Origin of the sequence: Xanthomonas sp. NCPPB 4037 (genome assembly GCF_041475695.2) — a bacterium.
In the GTDB taxonomy this organism is placed as follows: Bacteria; Pseudomonadota; Gammaproteobacteria; order Xanthomonadales; family Xanthomonadaceae; genus Xanthomonas; species Xanthomonas campestris.
On record NZ_CM191261.1, the window covers coordinates 2,332,677 to 2,358,764 of the forward strand.

Genomic DNA, 26,088 nt, shown 5'->3' on the forward strand with positions numbered 1-26,088 from the left:
TTTGCTCAGGGGTCGTTGCCGGTGCAGTTCACGACTCGATCAGATCAGGAAACACCGCACCATCGATCTCCACTAGACAGCTGCCCCATGACAAGCCGATGCCGAAGCCGCACAGCAGCACGCGTTTGGGTCCGGCCTCCAGCTCCTTGTTGATCCGCGCGGTCATGGTCACCGGCAGCGAGGCACCGCTGGTGTTGCCAAAATCACGTAGCGTTGAAGGCACTTTTTCTATGGGCAGGCCGAGTTTCTTGCGGATGGTCTCGTTGATCATCCGGTTGGCCTGGTGGAACACGAAATAGTCGATTTCGTCCTTGGACACACCGGTGTAGTCGAGCAGCTTCTGCACCGCGGGCGGAATGCGCTGCGTCGAGAAGCTCAGTACCGCGACGCCATCAAGCTGCAGATCAACGCCACGCCGCCAGGCGCCATTGGGTTCGTCGCGATACGGGATCAGGTGCTGCATGGCAACCGGCTCGCGGTGTCCACCCACCGGCAGGATGATCGCCTTGTAGCCACTGCCATCGCTGTTGAGGTCGAAGTACATCGGGGGTGCGTCAGCGCTGAATTCCAGTGCAGTTGCGGTCCCGGAGTCGGAAAAGATCGGGTCTTCCAGCGTCGCACTGCGGTCGCCGACCAGCAGCAGGCCTTTCTTGACGCCGCCGGCGGCGATCATCGAGCCGAGCAGGTTGATGCCGAACGGGTAGGCCGAGCAGCCCAGGTTGACGTCGAAGGCCACCGTCGCATGCGACAGGCCCAGACGATCCTGCAGGATGATCGCGGTGGCCGGGATCGGGTAATCCGGCGACTGCGTCACTACGATCAGGGCGTCAATCTCCTCGCGCTTCCACTGCAGTTTTTCCAGCAGCACTTCGGTCGCATCGAAGGCCATGTCGGAGAAACACTGCCACTCCGAGGCCATGCGCCGCGTCTCGATCCCGATATTGCGCACCAGCCGCTCACGCTCGGAGCGGATCTGCGGGCGGCAGTCGGTTAGGTTGGACACGACGCGCTTCGGGACGCAGGTCGCCATGCCGGCAAAGCGTACGTTGTGCAGCGTGGAAGTGGCCATCTCAGGCCTCGGTCAGGTTGTAGAGGTCACCGACGGTGACCACATTGGCCAGATCCTCGCCGGTGATGGTCTTGCCGTACTCCATATCGAACATGACGATGACGCCCAGCGCAGCCAGCGAATCCCATTCCGGCAGATCGCGCAGCACGGTGTCCACCGTGACTTCGACCGGTTCCTGGAAGTCGGTGGCAGAAAGAAAATTCTCGATAAATGTTGCGTGGCTCATGCGGTCTCGCCTGGTTGTCTGTTGAAGATGCGAAAGTCTGGAACCGGCAGGCATCCAGTGTGGCTCATGTGCGGTGTTGGGCGGCAATCAGGTCTGCGATGGTATCGACCTGGTCGCTGTGCAGGCCAGGGAAGATCGGCAGGCACAGCACCTGGTCGGCGACCGAGCGTGCCACCGGTAGCCATGCGGGCGCCGCGGAGGGCAGGGCACGGTACATCGGGAAGTCGCTGATCAACGGGTAAAAATAGCGACGAACCAGAATGCCGTGTTCGCGCAGCAATTGGTACAAGGCATCGCGCGAGAGCGGGTAGTCGTCCTGCACCAGCACCGGGAAATACGCGTGATTGGCGCTGGAATGCGCAGGGCGCGCGACGCAGCGGATACCGCGTACATCGTCCAGCCGCTGCCGATACTGCGCATCGATCTGGGCGCGCTGCGCGATCGCCTGGTCTACGTGCTTGAGCTGCAGCAGGCCAAAGGCCGCGCTCACCTCGTTCATTTTGCCGTTGATGCCGGGCGCAACGACAGTGGTTTCGTCGACGAAGCCAAAATTCTTCAGATGCCCGATGCGCTGGTAGGTGCGTTCGTCCGGGCACACGATCGCGCCGCCTTCGAAGGTGTTGAACACCTTGGTGGCATGAAAGCTCAACACACTTAGATCGCCATGGCGCAGGATCGAGCCACCGCTGTCGCGTACACCGAAGGCATGCGCCGCGTCGTAGATGACCTTGAGGTTGTAGATGTCGGCGATGCGGGTGATCGCAGTGGTATCGCAAGCGGTGCCGTAGCAATGCACCGGCATGATCGCGGTGGTGTTCGGGGTGATGGCCGCCTCGATCTTGGACGGGTCCATGTTGAGCGTCACCGGGTCGATATCCACGAACACCGGGGTGATGCCTTTCCACAGCAGCGAGTGACAGGTGGCCACGAACGAGTAGGGCGTGGTGATGACTTCGCCGGTGATGCGCAAGGCCTGCAACGCGGTGATCAACGCGGTGGTGCCGTTGGTCAGCAGCGCCAGGTGCGGCACCCCCAGGTACTCGCACAGCGCCTGCTCGAGCGCGCGATGCATCTCACCGCCGTTGCTGAGGATGCGGCTGGACCAGATCTGCTCCAGGTAGGGCAGAAATTCTTCCAGCGGCGGCAGCAGCGGACTGGTGACGGGAATAGTCATCAACGACCCTGTTGGTGGATGTCGGGATTCCGACGCAGCGGCGTGGCCGCGTGCGGTTGATCCAGGTGAAGCAAGCGTCATGCCACCACGCGGAACCGGCTCCCCCCGGGTCCGCTCAGTTCGCCAGCTCGGTCTGCTCGCGGTCGATGCCGTACTTGCGCAGCTTCTCCACCAAGGTGGTGCGGCGTAGGCCGAGCAGTTGCGCGGCGTGGGCGACCACGCCTTGGGTGCGTTCCAGTGCCTCGTTGATCAAGGCCAGCTCGATGTTGGCCATATGGCCGCGCAGGTCGATGCCATCGTCGGGCAGGCTGGAGGCTGTCAGCGGTTCGGCATCGGCGTGCGCGGTGGCCGGCTGCAGGGTGACCACGTTGCTCGGCAAGGCGGCAACCTCGCCATGTGGCGCAACCAACGCCGGCTCCGGCGGCAGTTCCACCGGGATCGACGAAGAGAAGTCACCGCGATAACGCGCCGGCAGGTCTTGCACCCGCACCAGCCCACCGGGATGCAGCACCGCCAGGCGCTCCACCAGGTTGGTCAGTTCGCGCACATTGCCCGGCCAGTCGTAGCTGCGCAGTGCCTGCAAGGCCTCGTCGGCAAAGCGCACTTCGCCGCGGCCGGTGCGGGCCAGCTGCCCGGCAATGGTCTGCACCAGGATCGCCAGGTCGTCCACGCGTTCGCGCAGCGCCGGCATCTCGATCGGGAACACGTTGAGGCGATAGAACAGGTCCTCGCGGAACTGGCCGTCGCTGATGCGGGTTTCCAGATTGCGGTGAGTCGCGGCGATCACGCGCACGTTGCAGCGGATGGTCTGCCCGCCGCCAACGCGCTCGAAACTGCGCTCCTGCAGCACGCGCAGCAGCTTGACCTGCATCGGCAGGCTCATGTCGCCGATTTCGTCCAGCAGCAGCGTGCCGCCTTCGGCCATTTCGAAGCGGCCCTTGCGGGTGGTCAGCGCGCCGGTGAAGGCGCCTTTTTCGTGGCCGAACAATTCGCTCTCCAGCAGGTCCGGCGGGATCGCGCCGCAGTTGATGGCCACGAACGGCCCGTCACGGCGCGGCGAATGCTGGTGGATGGCGCGCGCCACCACCTCCTTGCCGGTGCCCGATTCGCCCAACACCAAAACGGTGGTGTCGAACGCGGCCACCTGGTCGATCAAGCGGCGCAGGCGGGTGACCGCCTCGCTGTTGCCGGTGGGGCCGGTGTCTTGCTGCACACCGGCCTGGTGTTCGGCGTCCAGGCGTTTGAGGCTGGCACGGCGCAGCAGCGCCTCCAGCTGCGCATGCCGCAGCGGCGTATCCAGCGCCCACACGTTGGCCTCATGCAGGCCGTGCGCCTGTGCAAACGCCGACGGGCTGCCTTCCATCAGCAGCACCGGCGGCGGCAGCTTGGCATCGGCCAGCCAGTCGAAGAACTTGTCGGCCTGCGCAGCGTCCTGCGCCGAGCCCACCATCACCGCCATCCACTCATCGTGGCGGTGGCGGCCAGGATTGATGTCGGCGCCGTCGGTGACCCAGCGCGGGTTGAAGTCCATGAACTCGAGCAACGACACCGTGCGCTCGGCGCGCACTGCATCGCTGTCGATCAACAGAATGCGGGACTCACTCATTCCTGGCTCCTTCCGTCAGGCCCTCCAGGATTGGCATGACTTCCTGGATATAGGACAGCTTGCTGACAAAATTGTCAGCACCCGCGCGAAGAGCGTGTTCACGATGCTCTGCATCGTCGAAGTGGCTCGCGATGACAATATACGGCGGATCGTCCTGCGTCTTGATCAGACGGGTGGCCTGCAGGCCTCCCATCTCGGGCATGGCCAGGTCCATCAGCACGACATTGGGGCGCAGCGACTCAGAGCGCTCGATCGCTTCCAGTCCATTGGCGGCACTGCCCACGATATTGAGCCACTCCACTTTGCGAAAATGACGCATCGCAGCGTTGATGAAGCCCTCGTGGTCGTCGACCAGCAGCACGGTGAGTTTGCTCATAGTAGTCCTTATCCCGCCCGGGCAAGCAGCGGTTTGGTGGTGCGGCGGCGCTCGCGAGCCGGGGCGATATCGAGTTGTTCGCGGTACTTGGCCACGGTCCGTCGCGCAATATTAACGCCCTGGCGCGACAACAGCCCGGCGATGGCTTCGTCGGCCAGCGGGCGTCCGGCCGGTTCGCTTTCGATCAGGCGACGCACCATGGCCTTGACGGCCTGGCCGGAGACGCTGGCGCCTTCCAGCCGCACGGCGAAGAAATGCTTCAGTTCGAAGGTGCCGCGCGGGGTCTGGATGTATTTACCAGTGGTAATACGGGAGATCGTCGACTCATGCATGCCGATCTCGTCGGCGATCTCCTTGAGCGTCAGCGGCGCCATGGCCTCTTCGCCGCGGGCCAGGAAGGCGGCCTGGCGCTCGACGATGGCACGGGTGGCGCGCAGCAGGGTCTCGTAGCGCATCGACAGGCCGCGGGTCAGCCAGCGGGCTTCCTGCAGCATGTCGCGCAGCGGCTGGGCGGCGTCGCCGGCTTCGGCCAGGGCGCGTTCGTGCACCGGATTGATGCTCACCCGGTGGGTGGTGGCCGGATTCAGCGCCACCCGCCAGCTGCCATCGGCGTGCCAGGCCAGCACGTCCGGGATCACGCTGGCGTTGGTTTCCTGCAACAGGTCATCGCCAGGGCGCGGCTGCAGCGACAGGATCAGCCGCACGGCTTCGCGCACATCGTCCGCATCGGCATCGTGGGCGCGTGCCAGTAGCGCGTAGTCGTGACCGGCCAGCAGGTCCAGGTCGCCGGCCAGGATGCGGCCGGCCAGGTGGCGCGCAGGCACGCGGCCGGGCAGGGCGGCCAGCTGCGCCTGCAGGCATTCGCGCAGATCGCAGGCTGCCAGCCCCGCCGGGTCGCCGTGCAGCAGCCGCTGGCGGATCGTCTCGGCGGCATCCACGCTGATGCCCAAGCGCGTGGCGGCCAGTTGTTGCAGGGTGGGCAGGGCTTCGGTCAGGTAGCCGGCGTCGTCGGTCTGTTCCAGCCAGAACGCGGCGGTGCCGAGGTCGGTTTCGTCCAGGTCCAGCGCCAACTCGCGCAGGATGCGCACATGCGGGTCGGTGGATTCGCCGGCGGCCACGCGCTGCATGCGGTCGTCGTCCTCGCCGTTCCAGCTGCTGCTCTGCACATCCCACATGGTGCTTTCGGGCAACTCGTCGAAGGCGGCCATGTCGGTGGCGCCATCCTCGGCGCTGGGAGCCTCGTCGCTGCTGTCGGCCAGCTCTTCCAATTCCAGTAGTGGATTGGTTTCCAGGGCGCGACGGATCTCCAGTTCCAGCTGCATGCCGTCCAGTTGCAACAGACGGATCGACTGCAACAACTGCGGGGTGAGGTGCAGTTGTTGGCCCAGCTGGGCAGAGATGGTCGTCTTCATGGAGGCGCTTTCCGGAAGGCGCCGCAAGCGTGCGGCGATGGAATGCATCTTGCAGGACACAGCGACGGGTTTCGAATCAGGGAGTCAGGTGAGGTGACTCATGATTTTCCTGACACCTGGTGGGGGATTCCCCTACAACTATTGCGAGCTCAAGCGTGCCCGCCGGAATTCCGTCACTGTTTTGCGGCAATGGCCGCGTTGCGCGGCCCTGCCTGGCTGGATCGGCTAGACCAGCTCGTTGTGATGCTTGGCGGCCAGCAGCACCAGATCATTGGCGCGGCGGCACCCCAGCGATTCCATCATGCGGGCGCGGTGGGTTTCCACGGTCTTGACGCTGATGCCGAGGTCGGCGGCGATTTCCTTGTTGCTCTGGCCGCGGCCGATCTCGCGCAGGATCTCGCGCTGGCGCGGTGACAGTGCGGCGATGCCGACCGGTTTTTCGCGGCCCAGCATCGGCGCGATCATCTTCGAAGAGATCTGCGGGCTCAGGAACACCTGGCCGGCGGCGGCGGCGCGCAAGGCCAGCTCCAGTTCCAGCGGGGCGGCGTCCTTGACCACGAAACCGACCGCGCCGCGATCGAGCGCATCGCGCACGTGCACCGGATCGTCGTGCATCGACATCATCACCACATGGGTGCGCGGCGCGGCGCGCAGCACATCGGTCATGGCATCCAGGCCGCTGCGGCCGGGCAGGGACAGATCCATCAGCACCAGGTCTGGCCGGTGCAGGGAGGTCATGTCCAGGGCTTGTTGCGCATTGCTCGCTTCGCCGACCACATCGATGCCGGAAAAGGTCTGCAGCAGCCTCGACAGGCCAGCGCGAACAAGGGTGTGATCGTCGACGATGATGACTCGCACGGCGGAGAAGAGACCTTTTTTTGTAAAGGGCACCTTAGCCGACGCGGCGCCTGAGCGCCAACCATCGGTTCAGCGCTGGCGACGGGCGTCGGCGATCTGACGGCGATGCAAACGAAACAGATGACGTTCCAGGGCGTCCTGCAGACCGGTCCCCAGTGGGGCAAAGCGTAACCACAGCCAGTGCTGTTGACCATCGCTTGCGCTCGCCAGGACGTCGGCAGGCAGTTGTAACAATTCAGGAAGCCAGTCCGACGGCTGCAGCAGAACGCTGCCAGTTGTGCCGGGCGGGTGCGCGTGCGGGCTGGCCAGCCGGATGCCGCGCACCGACCAATGCACCGTGCCCAGCGCCAGGCGGGTGTCGCTCTGGCGGACCAGGCGGCCGATCAGGGCCAGGATGAGGTCGAGTTTGGCGTCCATGCGCTGCACCAGCAGCGGCAGCTCGCCGCGCTCCTCGCTGCTGTCTTCGCTGCGCAGGTCTTCGACCTGGCCGAGGCTGCGCAATAGGGTTTCGGCAGTGGCGTGCGAGCCGGGGTCGGCCGTGACGTGGAAGCCGGCCGGCAGGCGCAGCTCGCAGCTGAGCGTGTCGGCGAACAGCTCGGTGTCGGCCGCCGGTGCGAGCGTGCCGAGCGTGGACATCAGATGCGTCCGACGCGTGCGTAGGCGCGGCTGGCTGTGGCCGAGGTGCGCTGCGCGCGGATCAGCTCCAGCAACTTGCGCTGGCGCTCGCGCATCATCCGCACCAGCTCCTGCTGCATGGCCTGCAGCGCTTGCACCGCATCGCGGTCCTGCGCCGCATCGGCGTGCTTGCAGTATTCCTGCACGTGCAGGTCGTGGACATCGAGCATGTGCGGCATCACCTCGAACTCCTCGCGCGACATCGCGATGCGGATCTCGGACACTTCGTCTTGAAGGCTTTGCACACTATGCATGGGAGGACTCACGAGGCGGCAGCGATGCCGCGTTGATCGAGGGGGATGGAGTTCCACGCCGAGTCGATTTCGCTGAGCAGATCCAGCGCTTCGGTCAACGCGGTCTCGTCGTTGTGCAGATTGGCCGCGGTCAGGCGCTGGATCACGTAGTCGTACAGGGCCGACAGGTTACCAGCGATCTCACCGCCGGCTTCGTGGTCGAGCGAGCCGTTGAGATGGCCGACGATTGCGCAGGCTTCACCAATGGCCTTGCCCTTGCGCGCCTGGTCGCCCTGCGCCAGGCATGCCTGGGCCAGACGAATGCGTTGGCAGGCACCGGCAAACAGCAGCGACACCAACTTGTGCGGGTCGGCTTCGGTCACGCTGGTGGACACGCCGACCTTGCGGTATTGCTCGGCGTACTGACGATTGGAACCGTACATGGATGACTCCCTCAATTGGCTGGCCTTCGCTGGTCCCGGAGCTGGGAGCTCCTGCGACAACGCTCCTGCCAGAAGGCAAGGCCGATATCACGATAGGTACTTCTTTTATCGGCAAGACCAAGGCGTGACTTGAGGACGTGCATCACATCATTTGATCGCGAGCAGGCTGCTGAGCGAACCGGTGGCGCCCTGCATCTTGCTGATCATGGTTTCCATCGCGGTGAACTGCGCGGTGTAGCGGTCTGTGAGTTTCTCCATACGCGCATCGAGGTTGTCCAGGTCGGCCTCGAAGCCCTTGATCTGCTTGTTCAAGCTGTCCGAACGCAGGGTCAGGGTGCCGTTGTTGACGTTGACGTTGGCGTCCAGCAGCTTGGTCAGGCCGCTGCCGAACTTGCTGTCCTTGCCCAGCGCCTCGGCGGCTGCGCCACCATCGGCGGCAATGGCGGTGTCGAACTTGCCGCCGTCAAAGCTCATCACGCCATCCTTGTCGATGGTGAGGCCCAGCGCCTTGAGCTCGCTGATGCTGCCGCTGACCTGGCCGCGCAACTGCTGCTGCAGGCCGCGCACCAGCGAGTCGCCGGTCAGCGCCGAGGCGGTGCGGGTTTCGGCGTTGTAGCTGCTGCTGTTCTTGAGCAAGGTGTTGGCGGTGTTGTAGGCCGCCGCAAATGCGGTGAGGTTGCCCTTCAGGCCGCTGGTGTCGGCAGTGACGCCCAGGGTGACCTTGGTGCCTTCGGCGGCCTTGGTCAGGTTGAGCACCACGCCCGGCACGATGTCGGTGACGGTATTGGAACTGGAGGTGCGCTCGAAGCCGTCCACGCGCACCAGCGCGTCGGCGGCGGCCACCTGCTGGGTCAGCCCGCCAGTGACGCCGGCGCCAAAGGTCAGCGCGCTCAGGCTGGGGTCGCTGGCACTGACGGTCAATGCGCCCTTGGTGCCGGTGTCGGCGGCATTGAACACCAGGTGCTGGCCATCGTTGGCGGTGACCACGCTGGCAGTGACGCCCTTGCCGCCGGCCGCCTTGTTGATGGCTGCGGCAATGTCGGTGAGCTTGTCGGTGCCGCTGATGTCCACGGTGATGCTTTTGTCGCCGTAGCCAATGGTCAGCGTGCCGCTGCCAACGGTGGCATCGGCGGTGAATGCGCCGGAGGCCAGTTTCTGGGCGCTGGCGAGCGACACCACTTCCACCGAGTAGTTGCCCGGCGCCGCCGAGCTGGTGGTGGTGGCGGTAAAGCCGGCATCGGTCGGGACGCTGGCCTTGTAGGCATTGGTGTCGGCACTGCTGACCACCTTGTCCAGCGCAGACTTGAGCGTGGTCATGCTGCTCTTGATCTGGCTGATCGCCGACAGCTGCGTGGTGGCGGCGGTGCCGGCCTTGTTGATGCGTGCCTGTTCCGGATCCTTCTGACGGGACACCAGGGTGGACACCACGGTGGGGATATCCAGCCCGGAGCTGGACGTACTGATCACCGATGCCATGTTGCATTCCTCGTCTGGGCATCCGGAAGGCGGATGCATGGGATTACGAGACGGGTATCGGCCGCATCCGGGAGGACTTGAGCGGCGTCGACGGGTCTGGTTGACCCGAAAACAGATGCAACTTCCATGCCTGGCGCGTCGGTCGTCTGGCGTCAAGAAACCCGCGCCACAAAAAAGCCCCTCCGGAGAGGGGCTTTTGACTTGCTGCAAAGCGCTTGCGATTACTGCAGCAGGCTCAGCACGTTCTGCGGAACCGACTTGGCCTGGGCCAGCATCGCGGTGCCGGCCTGCTGCAGGATCTGCGTGCGGGTCAGCTCGGCGGTGGTCTTGGCGTAGTCGGTATCGGCGATCCGGCTGCGCGAGGCCGTCAGGTTCTCCGAGGTGGCGGCCAGGTTGGCGATGGTGGAGGTGAAGCGGTTCTGCACCGCACCCATGTCGGCGCGCGAGGAGTTCACCGAGGTCAGTGCCTTGTCGACGATTTCCAGAGCTTTCTGGGCGCCCGAGAACGTCGAGATATCCAGGCTGCTCAGGGTGGACGCGGTGGAGCCGGAAGCGGCCGAGGCGGTCTGGATGCCTGCACCGGCGGTGATGCCAGCGGCGCCGGAGGTGCCGCCGGACAGCGAGGTGAAGTCCTGGCCAGCCTTCAGCGACTCGAGCTTCACGTTGCCGCTGGTGTCGATCGAGGCATACATGCCGGTCTGATCCAGCTTATCGTTGATCGCCGAGGCAACTTTCTTGTTGATGTCTGCCGCAGTATCGCCGGAAGCGATCTTGATATCGGCGACGGCAACGCTTTTTGCAGCGCCGGAGGCATCCTTGAAGGCCAGAGTGATACCGCTGAGCGAACCCGACGCGGTGGCCGTGCCGGTGACGCCAGCACCGGACACCGATGCTGCGAAGTTGGCCTTGCCCAACGAATCGACATTGGCGTCGACGATGCTGTTGATGCCGATGGTCTGGCCAGCGTCGGCGCCGACCTGGAACAGCGCGCCGGAGAAGTCGCCGTTCAACAGCTTGGTGCCGTTGAAGCTGGTCTGGTTGGCGACGCGATCGATTTCCGAGGTGAGCTGCTTGACTTCGGAGTTCAGTGCTTCACGGTCGGTGGCCGAGTTGGTGGCGTTGGCCGACTGCACCGACAGCTCACGGATACGCTGCAGGTTGTTGCCGATTTCGACCATCGCGCCTTCGGCGGTCTGGGCCAGTGAGATACCGTCGTTGGCGTTACGCGAGGCAACGTCCAGGCCGCGGATCTGCGTGGTGAAGCGCTCTGAAATCGCCAGACCGGCCGCATCGACCGAGGCGCTGGTGATGCGCTTGCCCGAGGACAGCTGCTGGATGCTCAGCGCCATGCTCGAACTGTTGGTGTTGAGGTTACGCTGAGCGTTCAGCGACATTACGTTGGTGTTGATTACCTGTGCCATTTTGATTTCTCCTAAGCGATTTTTCCGGCAAGGGGGACTTGCCCGGAGCCTCCGCAGGGGGGCCATCAAGTTGGCCGTTGCCGCTGCTGAGATGAATAACGGCGTTGCGTCGGGAACCTTTAGCGAAATCCAGTATTTTTTTACTGTTTTTCTGCATCGGGACGAAATACGGAAACGTTGTGTAGCAAGGGGTTTGGTTTATTCGGCAGCACTCCGCAGATCTTTAGCGCTGGTATAACTTTCTACAAATAAACTCCGTCAGCCTGCGCAGGTGCTCACACGCAGGAGCGAAGAAAAACCAAGTTTCTACTGCAAAATCAGCGGAGCAGGTTGAACAACGACGACGACTGCATCTGCTGAAAAATCGTTTGAGCGGCCTGCAACGAGGCCTTCTCGAGTTGGTACTGCCCAATCGCCGAGGCGTAATCCAGATCGCGGATCGACGACAGGGTGGTCTTGAGCGTGACTTCGTTGGATTCGAGCAGCGCGTTGGCGTTATCGATCGCCGACAACTGCGCGCCGCCCGAGGCGCGTGCATCGATCATCTTCGACGAGGCCTGGCTGATGTCGCGCATGGAGGTCTGCAGCGTGTTGATCATCGCTGCCTTCTGCGGCGGGGTCAGGGTGTCGGAGTTGAGTGCGCCGACCAGGTCGTCGATGGTGGAAAACACGTCCTTGGTGGTGGAGGCGCCGATCTGGAAACTGTCGCCCACCGCCGGTGCGCCGCTGATGCGCATGCGCACGCCGGCCGCGGTGATGTCTTCGCCATCTTTGTACGTGCCGGTGCTCACCACTGCGTTGGTGCTGTCGCGCACCTCATAGGTGTTGGCAGCGGTGAACTGCACGCTGTAGCTGCCGCCATTCCAGCTGCCGGTACTGGCATCGCGGCTGAAATCCAGCAGCAGTCCGGTGCCGGTATTGGCACTGTTGGCATGCGCATCCACATTGCCGTCGCCGGTGCGGATGCGCATGAAGATCTCGCTGCCGGGCAGGGTGTCGCTGACAAAAGTGTCCGGCGCCACTTCCACCTGTCTCTGGGTCTGGTCGCCGTTGTAGACAACGCCGCCATTGCTCTTGATGAACGGCGCGCTGCCATCGGCGGTGCCGCCGAACAGGTAGCGCCCGGTGCCGTCGGTACTGTTTGCCAGGCTCACCATGCTGTCGCGCAGCGCGGTCAGTTCCGAGGCAATCGCCTTGCGATCGTCTGGCCCCAGCGCGGAGCTGTTGGCCTGGATCGTCAGTTCGTTGACGCGGGCCATGGCGTCGCCGGCCTGCGCCAGCACGTTTTCCTGCAAACCCAGCCGATTTTTTACGTTGTTGGCATTTTCGCCAAATCGTGTGATCGCCGCCAGGGCGCGATCCAGGCCGACCGCGGTGCCGGCGGCGACCGGGTCGTCCTTGGCGGTGACCAGGCGCTGCCCACTGGCGAGCTGGGCCTCGAGTTGGTTCAGTCGCGACTGCTTGGCCGTCATCGACGACACCGACTGGCTGTACATCATGCTGGTGGAGATACGGTTGGTCATCAGCGTACGGCGCCCAGGATGGCTTGGAAGATGGTGTCGGCGGTGGAGATCATCTGTGCGGCGGCCTGATAGGCCTGCTGCAGTTTCAGCATGTCGGCGGCTTCCTCGTCGAGGTTGACGCCGGAAATGGAATCGCGGCTGGCCTGTGCCTGGTCGTTGATGACCTTCTGCGCATCGGCCGAGTAACTGGCCGCACGTGCAGCCGAGCCCACCGAGGTGGTCAGGCCGGACAGCGCACCATTGAGCGTGACCGTGCCGCCGTTGAGCGCCTTGGCGTCTTCCACCTTGGCCAGCAGTTTGGCGTTGCCGTTGTCGCTGGAGCCGGCGCCCATCGGGCCGACACCGAAGGTGTCGCCGGCCTTGGGCGCGCCATCCAGCGCAAAACTCCAGCCATTGGCGCTGATGGTCTGGCCGGCGGTGTAGGGAAACGGGCCGTTGCCATCGATGGTGTACTGGTTGGCGTCGATGAACTCCACCGACGACGGCGTCAGCAGCGCGGGGTTCTGCGCATTGGTGACCTTGACGTCGCTGATCTTGCCGGTGCCCAGGTTGGCGATGGTCGCAGTGGCTTTCACCGGTGTGGCCGCGGCAATGCGCGAGGGGTCGGTGATCGCCACTGACAGGCTGCCCGCCAGGCCGGCGGTGGGCTGCAGCAGGAATTTGTCGCCGTTGGCCGGCGCACCACCGACCACCATGCTCACGCCGTTGACCACCAGCGGATCGGCAGCGGTGCCGGTGCCGGTCAGCGGTACGGTGGAGCCGGTATCGGTACGGGTGGCCTTCCAGCTACCGGCATCGAAGCTCAGGGTGACGTTCTGCCCGTCCACCGCGCCCAGATTGCTGAAGCTGGCGGTGAGGGCTGCGGTGCCGGTGTTCTTCGGGTTGGCGGCGGTGGTGGGCGAGCCGATGTTGAAGAAATTGCCGCCCAGCGCGCCGTACAGGTCCATGCCCTGGCTGTGCGCGGTGTTTAAGCTGCTGGCCATGCCCACGGCCAGCCGGCCAAGTTCGGCCTGGGTGGGCTCGAGCACGTTGCTGCGAAATTCCAGCAGGCCGCCGATCTGCCCGCCCAGCGAGCTGGGGCTGAGGCTGACGTTCTGCCCCTGGGTCTGCATCGCCACCTGCAGCTTGGTCGGCTGATACGGGTCGGCCACCGTGGTCAGCTTGGCCGCGGTGGTCCCCACCACCAACGCCTGTCCGCCAGCGGTAAAGACATTCATGAAACCGCCGTCCTGGATCACCGCGGTGCCGCCGGTGTAGCCAACCAGCTTGGACACCAGCGCATCGCGCTGGTCCAGCAGGTCGGCCGAGGCGTTGTCGATGCTGTTGCCGATGGTGCCGTTGATCTTGGCGATCTGCTGCGTCAGCCGATTGACTTCATCCACCGACGACGTCAGGCCGCTGTTGACCTCATTGCTCAGGCTGTCCATCTGCCCGTTGAGCTGCTTGAAGCGCGTGGCCAGGCTGTTGCCGCTGTCGAGCATGCTCTGCCGCTCGGCGGTGGAGGAGGCGTTGGACGACAGTGCGCTGGCCGAGTCGAAGAAGTTGGACCACAGCCCGGCCACGTTGGTAGCGGTATTGGAGTACAGGCTGTCCACGCGGTTGGACAACGACGACAGCTGCTGCAGGCGCGAAAGTTCGCCGCCACTGTCCAGCAGCCGCGAGATGGCCAGCTGGTCGGCCACGCGGCCCACATCGCTGATCTTGGCGCCATTGCCCACGAACGCGTAGCCCATGTCGGTGGGCGTGCGCGTTGCAAATTCCACACGTTGGCGGCTGTAGCCTTCCGTATTGATGTTGGCGACGTTATGGCTAACGGTCGACAACGCCCGTTGGAAGGCGATCAGCGCGCTGGTCCCGGTGGACATGATGGACATGGGCGATTACCTCAGCGACGAATGGTGCCTAGCCCAACGGGCTCGGCGGTACTGGCATAGCGGTTGGACAGGTCGGCCGCCGCGTTGCCAATCGCGGCCACCGCACGGTCGATGGTCGGACCGTTGGCGATCGCCGCGATCTTGGCTGCGTAGCCCGGATCGGTGGCGTACCCGGCCTGTTGCAAGCCGCGTGCAAAACCCTTGATGTCGGTGCCGGCCTGCAGCGCCGTCTGGTAACGGCTGTTGTTTTTCAGCAGGCGCACGTAGTCGGCAAAGCTCTCTTCGGCCGAGCCGTAGGCGCGGAAATCCGCGGTTTCGGTGGTCTTGACGCCGTTGACGTATTCGTGCGTGCCGGTGGTGACCTTGGCGCCGCTCCATCCGGTGGCCTTGATGCCAAACAGGTTGTTGGAATCGCCGCCATTGCCGATGCCGCGACGGCCCCAGCCGGTTTCCAGCGCGGCCTGCGCCACCAGCGCACGCGGGTCCACGCCGAGTTCGCGGGCGGCCTTTTGCGCATGCGTCCAGATCTTGGCGACAAAGCCTTCCGGTGTGCGCTCGCCCAGGCTGGCGGCGGCGCTGGAAGCGGCGGTGGCATTCACTGCGGCGTTGGCGTCGGCCGCATCGGTGGCGGCGACATCGCTCCAGCGGTCGTTGGCCGAGGGCCAGCTCAGCGCGGCCGCGTCATCGCCGCCTGCTTCGCCACCGGTACGCCCGGCAATCAGATCCAGCACCTGGCTCATGCCGATGCCGGTGAGGCCGCCTGCGCCGATACCTGCAGCGGTGCCGACCGCTGCGCCGAGGCTCGCACCGATGTTGGTTGCCGCGCCGTCGCGGGCAGGCAGCGGCAACGAGGCGTCGCGCTTGCCAGCGACCAGGGCATAGGCCTTGGCGGCATCGGCGGTGCTCAGCGAAGTGTTCAAGGCCGGGCCGCCGGTGTCGCCGCTCAGCTGCTTGGAGATCATTGCCGACAGACCAAGCCCCTTGCCGTCGGTCAACGCCTTGGCCATCTGCTGGTCGTACATCTCACGGAACATCTGGTTTTCACCCGGAAACATCGGGTCGCCGGAGCTCGCATCGCGCATGCTCTTGACCAGCATCTGCGCGAACTGGCCTTCGAGCTGACGTGAGACCTTGTCGATCTTTGCAGGATCGGCCTTGGTGCTCGGGTTGAGATCAATGGGCGATGCAGAGATACGCATGTCAGATCACCTCTAGCTCCGCCGTCAGCGCGCCAGCCTGCTTCAGAGCTTCGAGAATGGCGACCAGGTCGCCGGGAGCCGCACCCACCTCGTTGACCGCGCGAACGATCTGGTCGAGCGTGGTGCCGCCTTCGAACTTGAACATGCGGCTGCCTTCGGAGGTGGCCGTGATGGTGGACTGCGGGGTGACCGCGGTGCGGCCGCCACTGAAGGCGCCCGGCTGGCTGACATTGGTGTTTTCACTGATGGTCACGGTGAGCGAGCCATGCGCGATCGCCGCCGGCATCACCCGCACCAGCTGGCCGATCACCACCGTGCCGGTGCGTGCATTGACCACCACCTTGGCCGGCGCATCGCCGGGCGAGAGTTCGACGTTTTCCAGCCGCGCCAGCAAGCCGATGCGGGCGCTGGGATCGGTCGGCGAGCGCACCGAGACGGTGACGCCATCCAGCGCACGCGCGGTACCGGCGCCGAAGCTGTTGTCGATCGCCGCCACCATGCGCGAGACCGTGGTGAAGTCGTTCTGGTGCAGGTTCAAGGTGATCTCGCCACTGCCGGCGAACACGTCCGGCAGCGCGCGTTCCACCGTGGCGCCGTTCGGAATGCGGCCGACGCTGGGAATATTGACCGACACCCGCGAGCCGTCCTTGCCCTGGGCGCCGAAACCGCCCACCACCAGGTTGCCCTGGGCCATGGCATACACCTGGCCGTCGGCGCCCTTCAGTGGTGCCATCAGCAGCGAGCCGCCACGCAGCGACACCGCATTGGCGATCGAAGAGACGGTGATGTCGATCGGCTGGCCGGGCTTGGCGAACGGCGGCAGCTCGGCGTGGATGGCCACGGCCGCGACGTTTTTCAGCTGCGGGTTGACGTTCGCCGGAACATTGACGCCCAGCTCGCCGAGCAGGTTTTTCAGGCTCTGCACGGTGAAGGGCGCCTGGCTGGTGCGGTCGCCGCTGCCATCCAGGCCAACCACCAGGCCGTAACCGACCAGCGCGTTGCCGCGCACGCCGCCGACCTGGGCGAGATCCTTGATGCGTTCGGCCGATGCCGGTGCGGGGATCGCGCACAGCGCGGCAGCGGCAGCGAGCAGACGGAAGGGCAGGGAAGACAGATTCATGGTCGCAGGCTCAGTAGGGCGACAGACGGGAATTGAAGAAGCGGCTCAGCCAGCCCATCGCGTTGGACTGCGCGATCGCGCCGCGGCCGCCGTAGGCGATGCGGGCATCGGCCACCTTGCTCGACGGCACGCTGTTGTCCGGGGCGATGTCGGCGGCGCGCACGATGCCTTGCACCTGCACCAGCTCATCGCCCTGGGTCAGGCGCAGATTTTTCTGGCCCTGGATCACCAGATTGCCGTTGGGCAGACGCTGCATCACGGTGACGGTCACGCTGCCCTGCATGCGGTTGCTCTGCGCGGTATTGCCCTTGCCATCGAAGCTGCGGTCGCCGCTGGTGGAGTTGCGCAGCACGTCGATGCCGTTGACGGTGAGCGGCACACCCAGCAGGGTCGGCGTGCTCATGTCCACGGTGTCGGCCTTGCTGATGCTGGTATTGGCGGTGGACGAGGCGGTGGTGTTTTCCACCAGGTTCACCGTCAGCAGGTCGCCGACATCGCGTGCGCGACGGTCGCCGTAGAGATTCAGGCTCGGGCCGGCCGCGTAGATCGCACCGGCGGTGGGCTGCGCGACCGGCGCAACCACCGGCACGATCGGCGCCAGTTCGGCAAACGGCCGCACGTCGCCGGCTGCCACGCAGCCACCCAGCAGCGCGCTGCAGGCGATGGCGAGGCACAGGGAGGAAAGAGAGGGCAGGCGGGACATGGCGTGAGTTCCTGAGAGGGCGACGAGCGGCGAGCCGATCAGACGTTGTTGTTCAAGTAACCGAGCATCGAGTCGGTGGTGGAGATGGCCTTGGCGTTCATTTCGTAGGCGCGCTGCGTCTCGATCATGCTCACCAGCTCTTCCACCGTATTGACGTTGCTGCCTTCCAGCGCGCCCTGCACGGTGGTGCCCAGGCCGTTGAGGCCGGGGGTGCCGTTCTGCGCGGGGCCGGAAGCGGTGGTTTCGACGAACAGGTTCTCGCCCTTGGCCTGCAGGCCCGAGGGGTTGATGAAGTCGGTCAGCGTCAACGCGCCGATTTCCTGCGCGGCGGCCTGGCCGGCCAGGGTCACGCTGATGGTGCCGTCGTTGCCGATGGTCAGCGACTGCGCGCCTTCCGGCACCTGGATGCCCGGCTGCAGCGGGTAGCCGCTATTGGTGACGACTTCGCCCTGCGCATTGATCTGGAAGGTGCCGTCGCGGGTGTAGGCGGAGGTACCGTCGGGCATCTGCACTTCGAAGAAGCCGCGGCCGTTGACCATCACGTCGAGCGCGCGGCCGGTCTGCTGCTGGCTGCCCTGGTCGAAGCCCTTGAAGGTGGAGACCACACGCACACCGGTACCCAGTTGCAGGCCGGTGGGCAGCTGCGTCTGCGCGGAGGTGGAACCACCCGGCGCACGCACCTGTTGATACAGCAGGTCTTCAAACGCGGCACGGTCGCGCTTGAAGCCGGTGGTATTGGTATTGGCCAGGTTGTTGGAAATGACCGACATGCGCGTCTGCTGCGCATCCAGTCCGGTTTTGGCGACCCACAAAGCCTGATTCATGACCCGATTCCTCGTTAGACCCGGGGATGTGTTCCGGGCACGGCTGGGTATATGCACGTGCTGTGCCAAAGCCGCGCCGGATTTCTGCCGGCTGTGCGGTAGGTCACGCGGAGTGGTCGCAGCGGCCTGCGCAGGGCAGGGCTGGCGGTGACTAGCCAGCGGCTAACCGGAAGCGGTGGAGACCTTCGCGGCAGATCAGGCGCGGTAGATCGGTTGCCGGTCAGCGATGTGGTCGAAGACGTGTGAACCCTTGGCGCTGCGTGCGGAAGGGTGCTTGGGACTTGCCGGCTGGTATTGCGACGCAGTCAACAGCTTGGTTGGTTGAGCGCGCGGTGCCCTCAACAGCCTGGTCAGTCAAAAGCCTGGTCTATCGAGGGCGCGGTGCCCTCACCGCTTGCGGGACACGCCGTGAACCCGTCCCTGGGGGCTCGGTGGCGGCATCCATGCCGCCACACGGTCCCGCAAGCGGCGAGGACACCGCACCAGGGAGTTGGTCGGTTGTTTTCTTAAAATCTTGTCCGTTGCTCGGCTTTCATTGAGAAGATGATCGGACGCGCGGTCATCTAAGCAACCCACGTCAAGCATTGCTTGCACCATGCACACCGACCATCTCCACTGGTCCTTGCCCGCTCACCGTCGCGGGACCTTACGCGGCATGGATGCCGCGTAAGAGCTTACAAGGACGTACTTGCAGCGTGTCCCGCGATGGTGAGCGGGCAAGGGCCTTGCAACCAAGTCGCAGATCAGCCGCTCTAAAGGGTGTCCCGCGATGGTGGCCGGGCAAGGGCCCTGCAGCCAAGCTGGGTGAGCCAGGGTCCTGCAGCCACGCTGCAGATCAGCCGCAGCGAGAGACCAGATCATTCGCTCAGCAGTAGACCTGCGTGTGCATGACGATCGTGGCCAAACGACATGCCAATTGCGTCAGCCTGCCATGCCGCCTCGCGCCTGCTCTCGAATTGGTTGGCAAAAACCCTGGCCGGCCGAACCGCGACGACGCAGTCGCCTTGGCGATGACGGTTAGCCGCTGACACGCAGCAACGAATTAGCCGACTGCGCGTTGTCGTCGCCGTTCTTGATGATCTTCACCTGCATCTCGAACTGACGCTGCAGCTGGATCATCTCCACCAGCGCGCCAGCGGCATCCACGTTGCTGCCTTCCAGCATGCCGCTGTTGACGGTCTTGCCGGTGGCCACCGCAAATGCCTGCGCCGGGTCGGTGCTGGTATTGCGCATCAACCCGTCCGGGCGCCGCGTCAAACGGTCGGCGGGCGCATCGACCACCTTCATCTTGCCGACGATAGCCATGGTCTGCGGGCCTTCGCCCTGCGGAATGATGGAAATGCTGCCGTCGCTGCCGATTTCCATCGCCTGGTGCGGCGGGATGGTCATCGGGTTGCCGCCTTCATCCAGCACCGCGTGCCCGTTGGCAGTGACCAACTGGCCATTGGCGGTGAGCGCCAATTCGCCGTTGCGGGTGTAGGCCTCGCTGCCGTCCGGCGACTGCACCGCCAGCCAGCGATCCTGCTGCAACGACACATCCAGCGGGTTGCCGGTGACCTTTTGATGGCCCTGGCTGCGATCGAAGCCCTGGTCCACATGCAACGCATCGATCCGCGACGGATACCCCTTGCCCCGGATCTGGAATGCCTCGGTGTTGGCCAACGCGGCCTTGAAACCCACCGTATCGACGTTGGCGAGATTGTGCGACACGGTGCTCTGCGCCTGCAGCGAAGCGCGGGCACCGGTCATTGCAACGTAGAGGGCTTTGTCCATGAGACACCGGGATTAGGGATTCGGGATCGGGGATTCGTAAGAGCGGGCTGTAGTGATCTGGGAGAAAAGGGGCAGGGCCAGTATCCGGTTGACGGAGTACCGGCTCTTGCCAATCCCTAATTCCCAATCACAAATCCCGGCCGTTAACGAATATTGATGATCGTCTGGGTGACCTGATCCTGGGTCGAGATCATCTGCGAGTTGGCCTGGAAGTTGCGCTGGGCCACGATCATGTTTACCAGCTGCTCGGTCAGGTCCACCGTGGAGGCTTCCAGCGAGCCGGATTCGATCTGGCCCAGGTCCGAGGTGTCCGGTGCGCCGGTGCGGGCGGCGCCGGAGGTGTAGCTTTCGGCCCACATGTTGTTGCCCTGCGACTGCAGGCCCTGCGGGTTGACGAAGCTGCTCAGTGCGACCTGGCCCAACGCCTTGTCGGCGCCGTTGGAGTACCGCGCAAACACCACGCCGCTGGTGTCGATGCTGATTTCGTTGAGCTTGCCGCTGGCGTAGCCATCCTGGCGCGTATCGCGCAGCGCGAAGGCTTCGCCGTACTGGGTGGAACCGCTGACATTGAGCTGCATGCTCAGCACGCCGGCACCGGTGCTCGGGGTGAACGGGTCCATCGCCACGATGCCGTTGGCCGGCGCGGTCAGGGAGCCGGTGTCGGAGAACTGCAACGTGGTCGGCGCGCCAACAGCCGAGCCATCCACGTAGTTGTGCACCTGCCACTCGTTCGGGTTGGCGGTCTTGACGAAGTAGGAGGTCTGCACGTGGCTGACGCCCAGCGAGTCATAGACATTGATACCGCCGGTGGAGTGGCTGTAGGTCTTGTCGTCGGCCGGGTTGAACGGGGTCACCGTCGGTGCGGTGGCGTTGCCAGGCAGGGTGAAGGCCAGGTTGACCGTGGAGGTCGACTTGGGCGGGCTGTCGGTGGTCAGCAGCTGCAGGTCCGACAGGCGGCCCACGTCGAAGCCGTTACCGCTGGGGTTCGGCGCGAACACCTGCAAACGGGCGCCCTGCGGGTTGATCACATAGCCGTTGGCATCGGTCTGGAAGTTGCCGGCGCGGGTGTACATCTTGGCGCCGTTGGAGGACACGGTGAAAAAGCCCTCGCCGGAGACGGCCAGGTCCAGGCTGCGGCCGGTCGGGTCGATATTGCCCTGCGAGAACTGCTGCGCCACGTTGCTCACGCGCACGCCCGAACCCACCGCATTGCGCGACAGGCCGTAGCTGGTGCTCTGGAACATGTCGGCAAACTCGGCGCGCGACTCCTTGAACCCAGTCGTGTTGACGTTGGCGATGTTGTTGGAGGTGACGTTCAGATCGGCATTGGCTGCGTTGATGCCGGACAACGAGGTATTGAAAGCCATGGATGAGTTCCTTTAAGTGGCGGTTGCCGGCTCAGCTGACGCGGAGCACGTTGGCGAGCGGGGAGGTGCCGAGCCCCGTCAGGTTGAGATACAGGCCGTCCGAGCCGATCGTGACACTGTCCACCGGTGCATCGACGTAGGTGGACAACTTGCTCTTGGCACCGGCGGTGTCGGTTTGGGTAGCGGTAATGCCGTATTTGCCGGCGGCCATGCGGTTGCCGTTGGCGTCGGTGCCATCCCAGGCAAACGACACCTCACCGGCGGCGCTGGCCGGCACGCTGAGCTGTTTGACAAAGGTGCCGTTGGCATCGGTGATCTCGAAATTGACGAAACCGGCCGAGGTCGCGGCAACCACGCCCTTGGCCGAGCCGGTCGCATCGATCGCTACCTGCGCCGAGGGCACCAACACGTTGTGGCCCACCAGCGCGGCACCCTTGAGTACCTGATCGCTGTTCATCGAATCGGAGAAATTGCCGACCTTGGTATTGAGGTCGCCAATGCCCTGCACGGTGGAGAACTGCGCCAACTGGCCCAGAAACGCGCTGTTTTCCATGGGCTTGAGCGGATCCTGGTGCTGGAGTTGCTCGGTCATCAATTTGAGGAAGTCGGCCTGGCCGAGCGCATCCTCTTTCTTGGCGACCTTGCTGCTGGTGGTCAGCCCAAGGCTGTTGTAAAGGTCACTGCCGATCGTGCTCATCTGGAATGGTCCGTAAGGAAGGGTCAGCGACCCATGGTCAAGGTGGCGAGCGCCAGTTCCTTGGCGGTGTTGAGCATTTCCACGCCAGCCTGGTAGTTACGCGAGGCGGAAATCATGTTGACCATCTGCGAGACCGGGTCCACGTCGGGCGAGAACACGTAACCGTCGGCGTCGGCCAGCGGGTGGCCGGGCTCGTAGCGGCGGATCGGCGGCGCATTGGTGGTGGTGATCTCTTTGACGTTCACCGAGGTCAGGCTGGGGTCCTGGCGGTTTTGCTGCGCCTGGAAGATCGGCTCGATCGGCTTGTAGGTCGCTTCCGCCGAGCCCGCGACCGAGTCGGCATTGGCCAGGTTGGAGGCGATGGTGCTCAGGCGCACGGACTGCGCGTGCAGCGCAGAACCGGCGACATCGAAAATCGGAAGATTGCTCATGACTTATTGGCCGGTGATCGCGGTGAGCATCGAGCGCACCTTGGATTCGAGGAAGCTCAACGACGCGCGGTATTCCAGCGCGGCGCGGCCGTAGGCGGCGCGTTCTGCATCGGGATCGACGGTGTTGCCGTCCAGGCTGGGCTGGTCGGCTTCGCGGGTGATCTGAAACGGGTTGAGGCCGGCGGTGCTGCCGATCTCGTAGTGCTTGGCATCGGTGGCCTGCATCAGGCCGCCGTCGCGGACACCTTCTGCCGCCTTCAATGCCGCTTCGAAGTTCAGATCCTTGGCCTTGTAGCCAGGGGTGTCCACATTGCTCAGATTGCTGGCAATGAGCTTCATCCGCTGCTCGCGCAAGGTGAGCGCGTCGCCGTGGATGCCTAGGAAGGAGGTGAAGGGACTGGACACGGTGTTCTCCCGTGGAAGGTTGCCAGGGAAGAAGCAATGTTTGTGCCAGATCCTGGGCGCCGTGCTGGTGGGGCCGGGCAGGGTGCCTTTGGCGCGTCACCGCTGGGTCGCTTGGCATTGCAAGCGGTGGGCCGTGCCGCATGGCCGTGTCGTCGTCGGCAGGGCCACGCGCGGTGACGGGGCAGCGGGCTTGCCACGTTCTTGTTTAAGGCTTGCCAGAGCGCAACGCGGCTAATGTGCCGAGCCCATTGCGCGCAAGCAGGCGAGCCAGCTAGGGAAGTGGCTGATCGCTAATAGAAGTAGGTGCGTGTGCGCGGGCCAGGCGCGGCCAAACCCTTACGGCGCTTGCGCAGACGTACGGCCGCCCGTTTGGGCAGCAGCACATTCGGAGTGACTCTCAGACGGGGGAAATCCCCGTCAGGCCTGCACGCTTAGGCGGGCAGGGCGGCCGGACCCAGCAGGATCAGGCGGCTTCGGCCACCACGCGCAGGCGGGCCAGCACGTAATCGGCCAGCTCGTGGGCGCTGTACTTGGCCACGAAGGCGTTGGCGCCCACCTGCTCGACCATGGCGTTGTTGAACACGCCCGACAACGAGGTGTGCAGCAGCACGTACAGGCCCTGCAGGCCCGGCGTGCGCCGGATTTCCGTCGTCAGCGTGTAGCCGTCCATTGCCGGCATTTCGATATCTGAGATCACCATGGCGTAGCGCTCGGCCGGGTTTTCGCCCGATGCCGCCACCTGCAGCAGATGATCCAGCGCCTGACGGCCGTCGGAGAGCAGCGTTGCCGCCACGCCCAACTGGTCGAGCACGCTGCGGATCTGCTGGCGTGCCACGCGTGAGTCGTCCACCACCAGCACCTGGAACTGCCGGTCGGAGGTGACCAGCTGCAGCCCGGGATCCAGCTGCACGTCCTTGCTGATCTTGGCGATGTCGGCCAGCACGCTTTCCACGTCGATGACCTGGATCAGCTCACCCTGGAACCGCGTCACCGCCGTCAAATAAGTGGCTTCAGCGCCCAGTTCCGGCGGCGGGTGAATATCTTCCACCGCGATATTGACGATGCGTTCCACGCCGCTGACCAGAAAGCCCTGCACCGAGCGGTTGAACTCGGCCACCACCAGGTAGCCGGGCCCGTTGTCGCCATGCGGGTCGCGCTCCGGGTGGCCAATGGCCAGGCCTAAGTCCAGCACCGGCACCGAGCGCCCGCGCACGTCGGCAACGCCGGCGAACTCGGTCGGCAGGCCGGGCACCTGGAACAGTTCCGGCCGGCGCAGCACTTCCTGCACCTTGAAGACGTTCACGCCAAAAAGCTGGCGGCCGCCCAGCCGAAACAGCAGCAGGGCCAGTCGATTGTGGCCAGCCAGACGCGTGCGCTGGTCGATGCGGTTGAGCAGATCGTGGGTCATGGGGCAGATATCGACAGCGCCCTTGGGAAACTTGAGGGCTTTATGGTTGGTCGGGGGCGCTGTCGGGATTCGTGAGTCGGGATTGGGGATTCGCTAGGAGCGGTGATTGGTGATTCGGAAGTCGCCTGAGGCAGGGAATTGGTGGTTGGGGGATTTGGGATTGGTTTGGAGCGAAATCAAAGGCAGGGCTAAGGTGTGGATCTGTTGATTGAGCTGTGCCGCGCTGCTGGATGACGTCCTTGGCCCTCGCCGGGCCACAAACAGCAGCAATCACCGCACCCGTTGGATCTGCAGCAGCCCGCTCTAACCAATCCCAAATCCCCAATCACCAATCCCGGCAAAACAGGCACACAGCTTGCAGGAGCTTCCGCGTCTTCTTCCGGATCTGGTCCCATGCGCCTGCTCCTGCTTGTCATCCTGTTGGTGTCTGCCCCGGCTTGGGCCGATGGCTACCAGTCCGTTGATTCGATCCGTGCCGCCGCGCTCGCCACCGTGGGCCCCGATGCCGAAGCCGAGGCCACTCTCGATCCCGGCCTGCGCATGCCGGCGTGCCCAATCGCACTGCAGGCCCAGCCCACCGGTACCAATACGGTGGAAGTGGCGTGCCCGCAGCCGGCCGGCTGGCGCCTGTTCGTGCCATTGAAGGTGCGGCGCAACCAGGATGTGCTGGTCCTGCGTCGCGGCATCACCTCTGGAGAAACCATCTCGCTGGCCGATATCAGCATCGAGAAGCGCGATGCCGCGCGGATCGTCGGTGCGGTCCTGGCCGACCCGGCTACTGCGGTGGGCAAGACCGCCCGCCGCATCCTGCCGGCTGGCACGCTGTTGTCGGCCAATGACCTGGTCACCCCGCGGCTGGTACGGCGTGGCGACACGGTGCCGCTGGTGTCGCGCAATGGTGGGCTGGAGGTGCGCATGAGCGGTCGCGCGCTGTCCGACGCTGGCGAGAACGAGCGTGTCTCGGTGGAGAATTCATCCTCGCGCCGGGTCGTTCAGGGCATTGTTGAAGCGAGCGGTACCGTGGTGGTGTCCAGATAGAAATTCTCTATAAAGTTTTTTTTCTGGCCGCCGTTATCCCCTACGACCTGTAGAGGAGTTCCTGACATGAGCCAGAAAATCGAAGGCAATCTACCGACCGCAGCGACTCTTCGTACCGCCACCGTGGGCAGCAAGATTGCCTCCGCTGGAGAAGACCGCGCGTCACCCGTTGCCGCAACACCGCCCACCGACAGCGTTAAGCTGACCGGCGAAGCGACCAACCTGCAAGCGCTGCAGCGCGAGCTTTCGCAGTCCTCGGCGATCGACACCGGTCGCGTCCAGGCGGTGAAGGAAGCGTTGCAGAACGGCAGCTATTCCATCAACCCGGATGCCATCGCCAGCCGCATGATGGATCTGAACCAGCAACTGGCGGGCTAATTGCCGGCCAAAGGATGAACGTGAACGATTCCCTGCAACGTCTCAGCGATGCGCTGGCCGGCGAACGGCAGGCATTGATCGAGCACGACATCGAAAGCCTGATGCGGCACACCCAGGACAAGCTGGCGGCACTGCGCGCGCTCGAAGTGCAGATGCCCGAAGGCCAGGAAGAGCGTCTGCGCGAACTGGCCGAAGCCAACCGCGCCAATGGCGCGCTGCTGGCACGCCGGCGCCGTGAGGTGAACTGGGCACTGCGGCATTTGGGGCGGACCGAAAGCGCGCCGTCCTACGACGCCAACGGGCAATCCAGCGTATTGCGCGCCGGCCGCTCGCTCGCGGTGGCCTGAGCGCCACGCCGCATTCGGCAACACGGCCGGTC

The 26,088-nt window shown here is 64.6% G+C and carries 27 protein-coding genes; 3 read left to right on the forward strand and 24 right to left on the reverse strand.

All coding sequences use genetic code 11. The annotated features are described in order from the left end of the window. Window positions 1–28 precede the first annotated feature (28 nt). The 24 genes from ACCQ01_RS10365 to ACCQ01_RS10480 all read right to left on the reverse strand — a co-directional run bounded on the left by ACCQ01_RS10365 (window position 29) and on the right by ACCQ01_RS10480 (window position 24,293). Window positions 29–1,069 carry a ketoacyl-ACP synthase III gene (locus ACCQ01_RS10365; RefSeq protein ID WP_228432926.1) on the reverse strand — a complete coding sequence of 347 codons (1,041 nt, stop codon included), beginning with the start codon at window positions 1,067–1,069 and terminating at the stop codon, window positions 29–31. 1 nt (window position 1,070) lies between these two features. Beyond that, window positions 1,071–1,295: an acyl carrier protein gene (locus tag ACCQ01_RS10370; protein ID WP_042599037.1), complete on the reverse strand. Its 225-nt coding sequence runs from the start codon at window positions 1,293–1,295 to the stop codon at window positions 1,071–1,073. Window positions 1,296–1,359: 64 nt separating this feature from the next. Then, window positions 1,360–2,469 (reverse strand): DegT/DnrJ/EryC1/StrS family aminotransferase, encoded by a 1,110-nt coding sequence (locus ACCQ01_RS10375; RefSeq protein ID WP_228432927.1) that lies wholly within the window; start codon window positions 2,467–2,469, stop codon window positions 1,360–1,362. A 115-nt stretch (window positions 2,470–2,584) separates the two neighbouring features. Further along, entirely contained in the window at window positions 2,585–4,075 is a 1,491-nt protein-coding gene (locus ACCQ01_RS10380; protein WP_228432928.1) for a sigma-54 dependent transcriptional regulator, read from the reverse strand. Further along, window positions 4,068–4,451 (reverse strand): response regulator, encoded by a 384-nt coding sequence (locus tag ACCQ01_RS10385; RefSeq protein WP_005997154.1) that lies wholly within the window; start codon window positions 4,449–4,451, stop codon window positions 4,068–4,070. Before ACCQ01_RS10385 ends, ACCQ01_RS10380 begins: the two co-directional genes overlap by 8 nt. 8 nt (window positions 4,452–4,459) lie before the next feature. Further along, complete coding sequence (gene rpoN, locus ACCQ01_RS10390) at window positions 4,460–5,863, reverse strand: RNA polymerase factor sigma-54 (RefSeq protein ID WP_116890965.1); 1,404 nt, start codon at window positions 5,861–5,863, stop codon at window positions 4,460–4,462. Between the two features lie 225 nt (window positions 5,864–6,088). Continuing rightward, window positions 6,089–6,721 (reverse strand): response regulator transcription factor, encoded by a 633-nt coding sequence (locus tag ACCQ01_RS10395; RefSeq protein ID WP_011037101.1) that lies wholly within the window; start codon window positions 6,719–6,721, stop codon window positions 6,089–6,091. Between the two features lie 69 nt (window positions 6,722–6,790). Beyond that, window positions 6,791–7,357 carry a PilZ domain-containing protein gene (locus ACCQ01_RS10400; RefSeq protein WP_012438350.1) on the reverse strand — a complete coding sequence of 189 codons (567 nt, stop codon included), beginning with the start codon at window positions 7,355–7,357 and terminating at the stop codon, window positions 6,791–6,793. Then, the gene (locus ACCQ01_RS10405) at window positions 7,357–7,650 is read right to left on the reverse strand and encodes a hypothetical protein (RefSeq protein ID WP_228432929.1); all 294 of its coding nucleotides are present in this window, start codon (window positions 7,648–7,650) and stop codon (window positions 7,357–7,359) included. Before ACCQ01_RS10405 ends, ACCQ01_RS10400 begins: the two co-directional genes overlap by 1 nt. Before the next feature lie 8 nt (window positions 7,651–7,658). Next, on the reverse strand, window positions 7,659–8,072 hold the full coding sequence (gene fliS, locus ACCQ01_RS10410) for a flagellar export chaperone FliS (protein WP_011037104.1): 414 nt from the start codon (window positions 8,070–8,072) through the stop codon (window positions 7,659–7,661). A 147-nt stretch (window positions 8,073–8,219) separates the two neighbouring features. After that, the gene (gene fliD / locus ACCQ01_RS10415) at window positions 8,220–9,548 is read right to left on the reverse strand and encodes a flagellar filament capping protein FliD (RefSeq protein WP_042599039.1); all 1,329 of its coding nucleotides are present in this window, start codon (window positions 9,546–9,548) and stop codon (window positions 8,220–8,222) included. Window positions 9,549–9,769: 221 nt separating this feature from the next. After that, the gene (locus ACCQ01_RS10420; RefSeq protein WP_006452268.1) at window positions 9,770–10,969 is read right to left on the reverse strand and encodes a flagellin; all 1,200 of its coding nucleotides are present in this window, start codon (window positions 10,967–10,969) and stop codon (window positions 9,770–9,772) included. A gap of 317 nt (window positions 10,970–11,286) precedes the next feature. Further along, the gene (flgL, locus tag ACCQ01_RS10425; protein WP_228432930.1) at window positions 11,287–12,492 is read right to left on the reverse strand and encodes a flagellar hook-associated protein FlgL; all 1,206 of its coding nucleotides are present in this window, start codon (window positions 12,490–12,492) and stop codon (window positions 11,287–11,289) included. Continuing rightward, window positions 12,492–14,366 (reverse strand): flagellar hook-associated protein FlgK, encoded by a 1,875-nt coding sequence (gene flgK, locus ACCQ01_RS10430; protein ID WP_228432931.1) that lies wholly within the window; start codon window positions 14,364–14,366, stop codon window positions 12,492–12,494. The genes flgL and flgK overlap by 1 nt, the downstream gene beginning before the upstream one ends. Window positions 14,367–14,377: 11 nt before the next feature. Beyond that, window positions 14,378–15,565 (reverse strand): flagellar assembly peptidoglycan hydrolase FlgJ, encoded by a 1,188-nt coding sequence (locus ACCQ01_RS10435; RefSeq protein WP_228432932.1) that lies wholly within the window; start codon window positions 15,563–15,565, stop codon window positions 14,378–14,380. A 1-nt stretch (window position 15,566) separates the two neighbouring features. Next, window positions 15,567–16,685 (reverse strand): flagellar basal body P-ring protein FlgI, encoded by a 1,119-nt coding sequence (locus ACCQ01_RS10440; RefSeq protein ID WP_228432933.1) that lies wholly within the window; start codon window positions 16,683–16,685, stop codon window positions 15,567–15,569. Window positions 16,686–16,695: 10 nt separating this feature from the next. Continuing rightward, the gene (gene flgH, locus ACCQ01_RS10445) at window positions 16,696–17,388 is read right to left on the reverse strand and encodes a flagellar basal body L-ring protein FlgH (RefSeq protein WP_011037111.1); all 693 of its coding nucleotides are present in this window, start codon (window positions 17,386–17,388) and stop codon (window positions 16,696–16,698) included. Window positions 17,389–17,426: 38 nt separating this feature from the next. Continuing rightward, on the reverse strand, window positions 17,427–18,212 hold the full coding sequence (gene flgG / locus ACCQ01_RS10450; RefSeq protein WP_005994332.1) for a flagellar basal-body rod protein FlgG: 786 nt from the start codon (window positions 18,210–18,212) through the stop codon (window positions 17,427–17,429). A gap of 1,017 nt (window positions 18,213–19,229) precedes the next feature. After that, window positions 19,230–19,985, reverse strand: a complete 756-nt coding sequence (gene flgF, locus ACCQ01_RS10455; protein WP_040941329.1) for a flagellar basal-body rod protein FlgF — start codon at window positions 19,983–19,985, stop codon at window positions 19,230–19,232. 143 nt (window positions 19,986–20,128) lie between these two features. Beyond that, complete coding sequence (flgE, locus tag ACCQ01_RS10460) at window positions 20,129–21,352, reverse strand: flagellar hook protein FlgE (protein WP_228432934.1); 1,224 nt, start codon at window positions 21,350–21,352, stop codon at window positions 20,129–20,131. Between the two features lie 31 nt (window positions 21,353–21,383). Beyond that, the gene (locus tag ACCQ01_RS10465) at window positions 21,384–22,049 is read right to left on the reverse strand and encodes a flagellar hook assembly protein FlgD (protein WP_040941327.1); all 666 of its coding nucleotides are present in this window, start codon (window positions 22,047–22,049) and stop codon (window positions 21,384–21,386) included. 23 nt (window positions 22,050–22,072) lie between these two features. Beyond that, complete coding sequence (flgC, locus tag ACCQ01_RS10470) at window positions 22,073–22,480, reverse strand: flagellar basal body rod protein FlgC (RefSeq protein WP_002813454.1); 408 nt, start codon at window positions 22,478–22,480, stop codon at window positions 22,073–22,075. A gap of 3 nt (window positions 22,481–22,483) precedes the next feature. Continuing rightward, window positions 22,484–22,885: a flagellar basal body rod protein FlgB gene (flgB, locus tag ACCQ01_RS10475; protein ID WP_011037116.1), complete on the reverse strand. Its 402-nt coding sequence runs from the start codon at window positions 22,883–22,885 to the stop codon at window positions 22,484–22,486. Window positions 22,886–23,348: 463 nt separating this feature from the next. Next, window positions 23,349–24,293 (reverse strand): chemotaxis protein, encoded by a 945-nt coding sequence (locus tag ACCQ01_RS10480; RefSeq protein ID WP_228432935.1) that lies wholly within the window; start codon window positions 24,291–24,293, stop codon window positions 23,349–23,351. A 393-nt stretch (window positions 24,294–24,686) separates the two neighbouring features. On the opposite strand from ACCQ01_RS10480, the gene flgA reads away from it, so the two are divergent. From flgA to ACCQ01_RS10495, 3 genes are all read left to right on the forward strand, one after another. Continuing rightward, window positions 24,687–25,331 carry a flagellar basal body P-ring formation chaperone FlgA gene (flgA, locus tag ACCQ01_RS10485; RefSeq protein WP_011037118.1) on the forward strand — a complete coding sequence of 215 codons (645 nt, stop codon included), beginning with the start codon at window positions 24,687–24,689 and terminating at the stop codon, window positions 25,329–25,331. A gap of 66 nt (window positions 25,332–25,397) precedes the next feature. Then, complete coding sequence (gene flgM / locus ACCQ01_RS10490; protein WP_011037119.1) at window positions 25,398–25,709, forward strand: flagellar biosynthesis anti-sigma factor FlgM; 312 nt, start codon at window positions 25,398–25,400, stop codon at window positions 25,707–25,709. A 14-nt stretch (window positions 25,710–25,723) separates the two neighbouring features. Continuing rightward, entirely contained in the window at window positions 25,724–26,056 is a 333-nt protein-coding gene (locus tag ACCQ01_RS10495) for a hypothetical protein (protein ID WP_011037120.1), read from the forward strand. The last annotated feature ends 32 nt before the right edge of the window (window positions 26,057–26,088 follow it).

Coding starts and splice junctions, on each gene's coding strand:
- ACCQ01_RS10365 (WP_228432926.1), bottom strand. CDS start 1,069: ATGGCCACTTCCACGCTGCACAACGTACGCTTTGCCGGCATGGCGACC.
- ACCQ01_RS10370 (WP_042599037.1), bottom strand. CDS start 1,295: ATGAGCCACGCAACATTTATCGAGAATTTTCTTTCTGCCACCGACTTC.
- ACCQ01_RS10375 (WP_228432927.1), bottom strand. CDS start 2,469: ATGACTATTCCCGTCACCAGTCCGCTGCTGCCGCCGCTGGAAGAATTT.
- ACCQ01_RS10380 (WP_228432928.1), bottom strand. CDS start 4,075: ATGAGTGAGTCCCGCATTCTGTTGATCGACAGCGATGCAGTGCGCGCC.
- ACCQ01_RS10385 (WP_005997154.1), bottom strand. CDS start 4,451: ATGAGCAAACTCACCGTGCTGCTGGTCGACGACCACGAGGGCTTCATC.
- rpoN (WP_116890965.1), bottom strand. CDS start 5,863: ATGAAGACGACCATCTCTGCCCAGCTGGGCCAACAACTGCACCTCACC.
- ACCQ01_RS10400 (WP_012438350.1), bottom strand. CDS start 7,357: ATGTCCACGCTCGGCACGCTCGCACCGGCGGCCGACACCGAGCTGTTC.
- ACCQ01_RS10405 (WP_228432929.1), bottom strand. CDS start 7,650: ATGCATAGTGTGCAAAGCCTTCAAGACGAAGTGTCCGAGATCCGCATC.
- fliS (WP_011037104.1), bottom strand. CDS start 8,072: ATGTACGGTTCCAATCGTCAGTACGCCGAGCAATACCGCAAGGTCGGC.
- fliD (WP_042599039.1), bottom strand. CDS start 9,548: ATGGCATCGGTGATCAGTACGTCCAGCTCCGGGCTGGATATCCCCACC.
- ACCQ01_RS10420 (WP_006452268.1), bottom strand. CDS start 10,969: ATGGCACAGGTAATCAACACCAACGTAATGTCGCTGAACGCTCAGCGT.
- flgL (WP_228432930.1), bottom strand. CDS start 12,492: ATGACCAACCGTATCTCCACCAGCATGATGTACAGCCAGTCGGTGTCG.
- flgK (WP_228432931.1), bottom strand. CDS start 14,366: ATGTCCATCATGTCCACCGGGACCAGCGCGCTGATCGCCTTCCAACGG.
- ACCQ01_RS10435 (WP_228432932.1), bottom strand. CDS start 15,565: ATGCGTATCTCTGCATCGCCCATTGATCTCAACCCGAGCACCAAGGCC.
- ACCQ01_RS10440 (WP_228432933.1), bottom strand. CDS start 16,685: ATGAATCTGTCTTCCCTGCCCTTCCGTCTGCTCGCTGCCGCTGCCGCG.
- flgH (WP_011037111.1), bottom strand. CDS start 17,388: ATGTCCCGCCTGCCCTCTCTTTCCTCCCTGTGCCTCGCCATCGCCTGC.
- flgG (WP_005994332.1), bottom strand. CDS start 18,212: ATGAATCAGGCTTTGTGGGTCGCCAAAACCGGACTGGATGCGCAGCAG.
- flgF (WP_040941329.1), bottom strand. CDS start 19,985: ATGGACAAAGCCCTCTACGTTGCAATGACCGGTGCCCGCGCTTCGCTG.
- flgE (WP_228432934.1), bottom strand. CDS start 21,352: ATGGCTTTCAATACCTCGTTGTCCGGCATCAACGCAGCCAATGCCGAT.
- ACCQ01_RS10465 (WP_040941327.1), bottom strand. CDS start 22,049: ATGAGCACGATCGGCAGTGACCTTTACAACAGCCTTGGGCTGACCACC.
- flgC (WP_002813454.1), bottom strand. CDS start 22,480: ATGAGCAATCTTCCGATTTTCGATGTCGCCGGTTCTGCGCTGCACGCG.
- ACCQ01_RS10480 (WP_228432935.1), bottom strand. CDS start 24,293: ATGACCCACGATCTGCTCAACCGCATCGACCAGCGCACGCGTCTGGCT.
- flgA (WP_011037118.1), top strand. CDS start 24,687: ATGCGCCTGCTCCTGCTTGTCATCCTGTTGGTGTCTGCCCCGGCTTGG.
- flgM (WP_011037119.1), top strand. CDS start 25,398: ATGAGCCAGAAAATCGAAGGCAATCTACCGACCGCAGCGACTCTTCGT.
- ACCQ01_RS10495 (WP_011037120.1), top strand. CDS start 25,724: ATGAACGTGAACGATTCCCTGCAACGTCTCAGCGATGCGCTGGCCGGC.